7 protein-coding genes are annotated in these 7,210 nt (G+C 29.4%); all 7 read right to left on the minus strand.

All coding sequences use genetic code 11. The features are described 5' to 3' along the window. Positions 1 to 685: 685 nt before the first annotated feature. Positions 686 to 1,318: a hypothetical protein gene (locus tag B3B03_RS03995; protein WP_346876519.1), complete on the minus strand. Its 633-nt coding sequence runs from the start codon at positions 1,316 to 1,318 to the stop codon at positions 686 to 688. Between the two features lie 918 nt (positions 1,319 to 2,236). After that, positions 2,237 to 2,581 (minus strand): hypothetical protein, encoded by a 345-nt coding sequence (locus tag B3B03_RS04000; protein WP_346876520.1) that lies wholly within the window; start codon positions 2,579 to 2,581, stop codon positions 2,237 to 2,239. A 5-nt stretch (positions 2,582 to 2,586) separates the two neighbouring features. Continuing rightward, on the minus strand, positions 2,587 to 3,393 hold the full coding sequence (locus B3B03_RS04005; protein ID WP_346876521.1) for an RHS repeat-associated core domain-containing protein: 807 nt from the start codon (positions 3,391 to 3,393) through the stop codon (positions 2,587 to 2,589). Between the two features lie 682 nt (positions 3,394 to 4,075). Further along, positions 4,076 to 4,459, minus strand: a complete 384-nt coding sequence (locus tag B3B03_RS04010) for a hypothetical protein (RefSeq protein WP_346876522.1) — start codon at positions 4,457 to 4,459, stop codon at positions 4,076 to 4,078. A gap of 26 nt (positions 4,460 to 4,485) precedes the next feature. Next, positions 4,486 to 5,238 (minus strand): RHS repeat-associated core domain-containing protein, encoded by a 753-nt coding sequence (locus tag B3B03_RS04015; RefSeq protein WP_346876523.1) that lies wholly within the window; start codon positions 5,236 to 5,238, stop codon positions 4,486 to 4,488. Between the two features lie 860 nt (positions 5,239 to 6,098). Next, a complete protein-coding gene (locus B3B03_RS04020; protein ID WP_346876524.1) occupies positions 6,099 to 6,314 on the minus strand; it encodes a hypothetical protein in 216 nt (71 codons plus the stop codon). A 63-nt stretch (positions 6,315 to 6,377) separates the two neighbouring features. Then, the coding region (locus tag B3B03_RS04025; protein WP_346876525.1) for an RHS repeat-associated core domain-containing protein at positions 6,378 to 7,210 on the minus strand (833 nt) is incomplete at its 5' end.

Below are 7,210 nucleotides of genomic sequence, written 5' to 3' on the forward strand. Positions count from 1 at the left end.
CCTTTATCTCCATAGTTATATAAAATCCTATCTGATGGCTAGTATCCCTAAGTTTCACTAAAGGCTACTACGCCCCTAGATAACGATTTCTAACCTTCTGTGAGAGAAAACCATTCTCACACAAGCTAAGAACTCTGTTAATCTACATTACTTCCATTAGTTATTTCTTCATATACTACATTACTTCCTTCTAGTGTGTACTTGTGATTTACTCCATTTACTGTTTTTTCTGTTCTTATTCCATCACTATTATACTTATCCGATGTCTAGCGACTCTAATACTCCACTCTTATACAAGGTGGAGATAAGAGCAGACACGACCCCGGATAAGTTCTTCTAACATTCAGAGGTAGTAAGATATTCTACTACCTCTGAAGCTAAGAATCACTTAATAACTAATGTTTTTACTATTTCCTGTTATAAATGATAATGTTCTTCCACCTTCCCATTTAAGGGTATAACCATCATAAGTTAATGGATTTCCTATGGCATCATAGGTATAGACTAAGCTTTACAAAAACAATTTTCCATTATATTTACATATAAAAATATCCTACAGAGTAGTTTTGTAGTAAATTACTCTATAGGGTATTTAAAATCTTATATACATTTCCATATAATAAATAACAGAGCAATTATTAACTCTTCTTAAAAAGCAATTTTACATAATGATATCACTAACTATCTATTCTTCTTTAGGTGTCCAGTTTTTATTCAAATTTTTTCCCTGTAAATTCCAACGTTTCTCATGATAGTTAGTCTTTATTCCATTATAAAAATTTATATCATTTCTTCTACATCCATAGTTCCATGTTAAATCTACTATAATTGAAAATATAGTAACTATTTCGCTTGGAATATTTTTATTAAGTAAGATTATATAATCATATGCATTGTTAATGGATGAATTTATTCTTTCTATTAAGCCTACTTGTTCATTTTCTTTAAATATATGAACATATTTTTCAGTTTGCTCAATAATTTCATAATTAATGCCATTTATATCTGCAATAATATTGCATCCACCATTAGATTTTTCATGTATACTTCCCACACGAATATCATCCTTGTATACCTCAAATGGACAGACGCTAAATTTAAAAAAACTCATAAAAGGTATTAATCTTAAAATAATCTTATTAAAATTTTTCTGAGCTACATTATATAATTCTATACCATACTTATCGTATACTATTATCTTGCATAAACTTGCAAAAGTTCCTTTAGTTGCTTCTACTCTATAAATTAGCTGTGTTTCTGTATATATACTATACTTGTAATTCGGTCTATCACATGTATTTTGTGTAATTAACTTCATAATATACCCTTATTTGTCATATTTAATCTTTTCTATATAATCCTTTTGGCACTTTATAAGGTAAATACTAAAAATTGTACTCACAGTATAAATATAGCACAACCCGAATATGCTATCCAATATATAATCATATCCCAGTGAAGACATGATTATTGACCATAAGATAACAAATACTAATGTAAATATAAAAGTTGATGTAATTGTTTTATTTACTTTTTTCATATCACCAATTAAATAATAATTAAGGGAAATTGCAAAAGAAACAAAAAAATATGTTAGTGGTAATAAAATATATATATATTTAAATTTTATAATTTTATTCATATTTCCTCTCCTTACTATATTTTATGTTCTGTTAAGTTATATGAACATTGAATTTCTCAACCCTTGGAAATATAATATGTTTACCTAGAACTAATTACCCCCCCCAAAAAAAGGAGAGAAGAACAATAAACAAAACAAATTAAAAATGTCCTCGCTGTCATTTTGATGAATTAAATAAGTTAATTTGTCTTTCCAGTTTGGATCTTCGTAAGCATAACTGTAACTCCTTTCTGCTCCTGCAACTATACCAGAATGTATATGTTCTACTTTGTTTAGTATATTTCCTCCCGCATCATAGGTATATACTATAGTCTTTTTTAATACATTGTTTACTTCTCTTATAAGTTGATTTAATTCATTATAATAATATTCTATTTTCTGTCCATTATTTACAGTTTCAATTCTTCCTAAGTCATCATAGGTATCCTTTATTTCACTACTACCATTATTTCTTCATTAAATGCTCTTTTTCCTCCTATATAATTTACCAACTATCAATATCATATAGAAAGAAAAAGTGATAGTTATTCCTCTTAATTGGAACAACTATCACCTTCATAAGTATTTACTTTTAATTTTAAAAATTACTAATTTTTATTTTTTGTTTTTTAAATGTAACTTTAAAAATATATACAACCCTACCATGATTAGTAATAATGCTATTAATCCCTTAATCATTAACGGATAATTCTCTTTGTATACTCCTATCATGCATACAATCATCGGAATGATCATAGTTACTAAACCAATTGACAACCAAAAGTATTTCTTTACACCAAAGTATATAATACCTCCTATAAATAATACTATTACACTGCATATAACTAAAAGACCAATTCTATTATTTGCATCACGTCCATATTTTGCAAGTATATATCTACTTAACACCATTATCAATAATGCAGGAGTTATAAACAGCCATTTATTTTTATTTCTCACCTTTATTACCTCCCATAATGTTTACCTTTCATATAATCCGCTCCTATGCTTATAACGTAAGAACCTAATATTCCTGCTCCAACCCCTAGTGCTGTAACAGCAAAAGCTGGTGCTCCAACTAATGAAAATGTTGCAATTGCAGCACTGGCTAAGAAACCTGTTCCCCATCCTACTCCAACTCCAGCTGCTGTAGCTACTAAGTCTACCCCAGCGCCATATATTTCACCTTTACATATGCTATTAATAGTTTGAATAGAAGTTATTCCTAGTGTTACTGCTCCTACACCTTTTAATCCATTAAGGGCTTTACCCCCTCCGTTTAACTTAAGTTTATATATATAATTACTTGGATTGTATGTCCACTCTCTATACTTACTAAATGTACCTAGCTTAGAAGCTATTTTGCTACCAATTACAGAATCGGCAACTGCTGTAACCGCAGACAATATAAACCCGGAACTTGATTTAGATTTACTTGTACTTATAGAACCCAGCTTATTACTAATTGCTGGAGCAGCTTTTGCCATAGCCTTATATGAAGCTTTTCTCATTGCAGCTGTTTCTTCTCCTTGAGTATACATAGGTCTAAAACCATTAGGATCTTTTGATATAACAGGATTATTATTACAATAAGCAAATATATTATGTGATAGCAATGCTCCTACATTTCCACCAATAGTATCCGCATTTAAAAATCTTCCCCACTCAGGGTTATAATATCTTAATTGTAAGTAGTAATATCCAGTCTCTGTATCATATCTATATCCTCTATATCTATAAGGATTCTTTTCTCCTAATGCCTTAAGTGACACTCCGAATTTTAATTTGGTTAGTGGAACTTACTCATTTGAATGAATATGAAAAGGAGTTTCCTTTTTAATCTATAGATATTAACTTACCCTAAGTATCATAGGTATATGAAATAACTTGAGTTCCATTAGAATTTATTATTCCTATAATATCACTTTGAGCATTCCTAATGTAGAAATATTCTTCAATATCATTTAGCACGAAGCCCACAAGGCCTTTATCTCCATAGTTATATAAAATTTTATATGATGGCTAGTATCCCTAGTTTCACTAAGGGCTACTACGCCCCTAGATAACGATTTCTAACCTTTTGTGAGATAAAACCCTTCTCAAAAAAGCTAAGAACTCTGTTAATCTACATTACTTCCATTAGTCATTTCTTCATAAACTACTTTATTTCCTTCTAATGTATATTTAAATTCAATAGCTGAATTCCGGGATTTAGTTATTAAAACTTACTTATACCATTTAAGGTTAAATTTACCTAAAATACTTTTCAAACTTTTTATATAGAATTAAGATGACAAATTTATTATACCGTATATAAAATAAATAAAATTCCAATATATTAAGTATGCTGGAATTTTATTCATTTTTTATAAATATAAATATTTCTAAATTGTAACTATAACTTTAATAACACCCTTCTTATTATATCATATATAAGTTTTAATTATAGAGTATCTAATTTCGATATTTTTTTATAATTATCAATGATATAATCACTATACCTAAAAGTGATAATATACCAACTGTTAATAGTATTAACATCAACACTTTGTATTCTGCTACATTTTGTGAAAAATAACTCAAGAATATAGTTACCATAATAGCACTAACAATCGCAACTGCGAATAAAATTGCAAATACTATATAACAAACCTTCTCTCCTCCTGTTAATTTTTTATTAAGTATCCCTATTAAAAACATAGCATATGAAACTGCTAGTATCCCAATAATAATGGGTACTGGTATATTCTCTATTCCTAAATTACCAAGTATAAGCTTCGATATAATAAAAACAGCTATCCCTACTACTGCATATATACCTTTATTATTGCTATTCATCTTTCATCTCTCCTCCTTATAAAGCCCTAATCAAACTTTTTAATACTCTCTGTGACTCCCCATTTAAAGATTTCAGTAAGTACACCAATACCTAAACCTACACCGACTACTACCCATCCACCACTAGCTGCAACAGCTGTTGTAGCCAGTGCTGCTCCTGCAAATCCAAGTATATCAATACCACTTCTAACTAATCCAATACCTAATCCATAATTCCTATTATCACATATTGATAATCCTAATCCAACAACACCTAGTTGCTTAAATGCGTCATCAAAAACTCCTAAAGTTACTGGAATTTTAGTTGATATTCCATAAAGCTTTGTCCTCATACTACCTACAATTATGTCATCACCAAAATTTTCACATATACTGAAGATTGTACCAGACAACAACCCTGGAATTGAACCAAGTATTGTATCTTTTAATTTATTACCCTTAGAGTTAGTTACAGTGCTAGTATTTGAGTTTTTTCTTCTTCCATAATTATTCATAACCTTATAAGAAGCATCTCTCATTGCAGCTGTTTCTTCACCTTGAGTATACATAGGTCTAAAACCATTAGGATCTTTTGATATAACAGGATTATTATTACAATAAGCAAATATATTATGTGATAGCAATGATCCTACATTTCCACCAATAGCATCAATATTCAAGAATCTTCCCCACTCAGGATTATAATATCTTGATTGTAAGTAGTAATATCCTGTTTCAGTATCGTATCTATATCCTCTATATCTATAAGGATTCTTTTCTCCTAAGGCTTTAAGTGACACTCCAAATTTTAATTTGGTTAGTGGAACTTACTCATTTGAATATATATGAAAAGGAGTTTCCTTTTTAACCCACAGATATTAATTTACCCCAAGTATCGTAGGTATAAGAAACAACTTATTTTCCAATAGAGTTTATTATTCCTATGATATCACTTTGAGCATTCCTAATGTAGAAATATTGTTCAGTATGATTTAGCACGAAGCCTACAAGACCTTTATCTCCATAGTTATATAAAATTTTTCTGATGGCTAGTATCTCTAAGTTTCACTAAGGGTTACTACGCCCCTAGATAACGATTTCTAACCTTCTATAAGGGAAACACACTCTCATAAGCTAAGAACTTTGTTAATCTATACTGCTAAGAATATACTCATGTTCCTATTCGATTAATTATGTAATTAGATTTCTATTTATATCTTTTTGAATTAATACAAATAAAGGACTTCACAAAATAGATAATTCTATTTTGCTAAAGCCCCTATTTCTTTTATAGTTTACTTTACTTTTGTATAATCTATTTTCTACTATACATTTTTTACTACAATATAATAAGCATTTTAAATTTTTAGTCTATTATTGTGATATATATCCAAGTATCTCAAATATTAACTTACCTATATAAGAAATACTAAAAATCATAGCAAAAATCCCCAAAAATTTATAATAATTCATTGCAATTTTGTATCCTCGCTCCTGATTTTTTTGTTTTGCATTTTTGGAAAATTCTCGAAATGCTACATATCCAATTAATAGTAAAATTAATAGTAAAATTATATACACTATATTTATTAAAATCTTATATACATCTTGATTTATATTTACCACCCCTCATTTAAAAATATTAAGTTATAAATTTATATCATCTTACGTCATTCAAGCAATATATGACTATAACGGCATATATAATTGTTATAAGCAAATATTTTATTCCTTTTCTAAACTCGTCTTTTCTCTTCCCCCTATCTAACCTATCATCAAATGGTTTAATTGCTCTTTGAATAGCAATAACCCATTTACAATTTAAATATATACTTATAATAAAAAGAATAACATTTATTATAATATTTTTTGTCATGACCTTAGCTCATCTACCTCTCCATTAAAAGTTTATGCAATTATAATTTATTAATAATAAATATTAGTACTCTACCCAAGCTTTTAAAGTAACATCTGCTCCTGGAAACCAACTAGCACCTGCTCCCAATATTCCACCAAATCCACTACTATCATTGTATCCACCTACAGTAAATCCACCTCCAAGACCTATCGCTGCTCCTACTTGTATCTCGCAATGGAATATGCCTATATCAACTTTTGCTATGCCGCCTACCCTAACAGGTGCAAAATTAACTCCAATATCATAAATGTTCCATTTGTTATCACCATTATGCACAATCCCAGCAAATGCAGTCCCACCTAAATATCCTTGTATCGGAAAGTCAGGTGTATTTATTTGAGTACTTCCATACAACCCATATGGTCCATAAATCCCCGTAACATTTGCAATCTCAGCATCAGCCACATGTCTCGTATACCCGCTAGTAGTCCTTGTCGTAATTACACCACTAGTATTCTTATTTTTTCTTCTTCCATAATTATTCATAACCTTATAAGAAGCATCTCTCATTGCAGCTGTTTCTTCTCCTTGAGTATATATAGGTCTAAAACCATTAGGGTCTTTAGCATTTACGGGATTATTATTACAATAAGCAAATATATTATGTGATAGCAATGCTCCTACATTTCCACCAATAGCATCAATATTCAAGAATCTTCCCCACTCAGGATTATAATATCTTGATTGTAAATAGTAATATCCAGTCTCTGTATCGTATCTATAGCCTCTATATCTATAAGGATTCTTTTCTCCTAATACTTTATCTCCTGTTATAGATATTAATTTACCCCAAGTATCGTAGGTATAAGAAACAACTTGTTTTCCGATAGAATTTATTATTCCTATAATATCAC

The sequence above is a fragment of the Clostridium sp. UBA5712 genome, assembly GCF_002419845.1.
Taxonomy (GTDB): domain Bacteria; phylum Bacillota; class Clostridia; order Clostridiales; family Clostridiaceae; genus Clostridium_J; species Clostridium_J sulfidigenes.

Bases quoted from the DNA above. Each gene is read 5' to 3' on its own strand.
- B3B03_RS03995 (WP_346876519.1), bottom strand. From the start codon at position 1,318: ATGAAGTTAATTACACAAAATACATGTGATAGACCGAATTACAAGTAT.
- B3B03_RS04010 (WP_346876522.1), bottom strand. From the start codon at position 4,459: ATGAATAGCAATAATAAAGGTATATATGCAGTAGTAGGGATAGCTGTT.
- B3B03_RS04020 (WP_346876524.1), bottom strand. From the start codon at position 6,314: ATGACAAAAAATATTATAATAAATGTTATTCTTTTTATTATAAGTATA.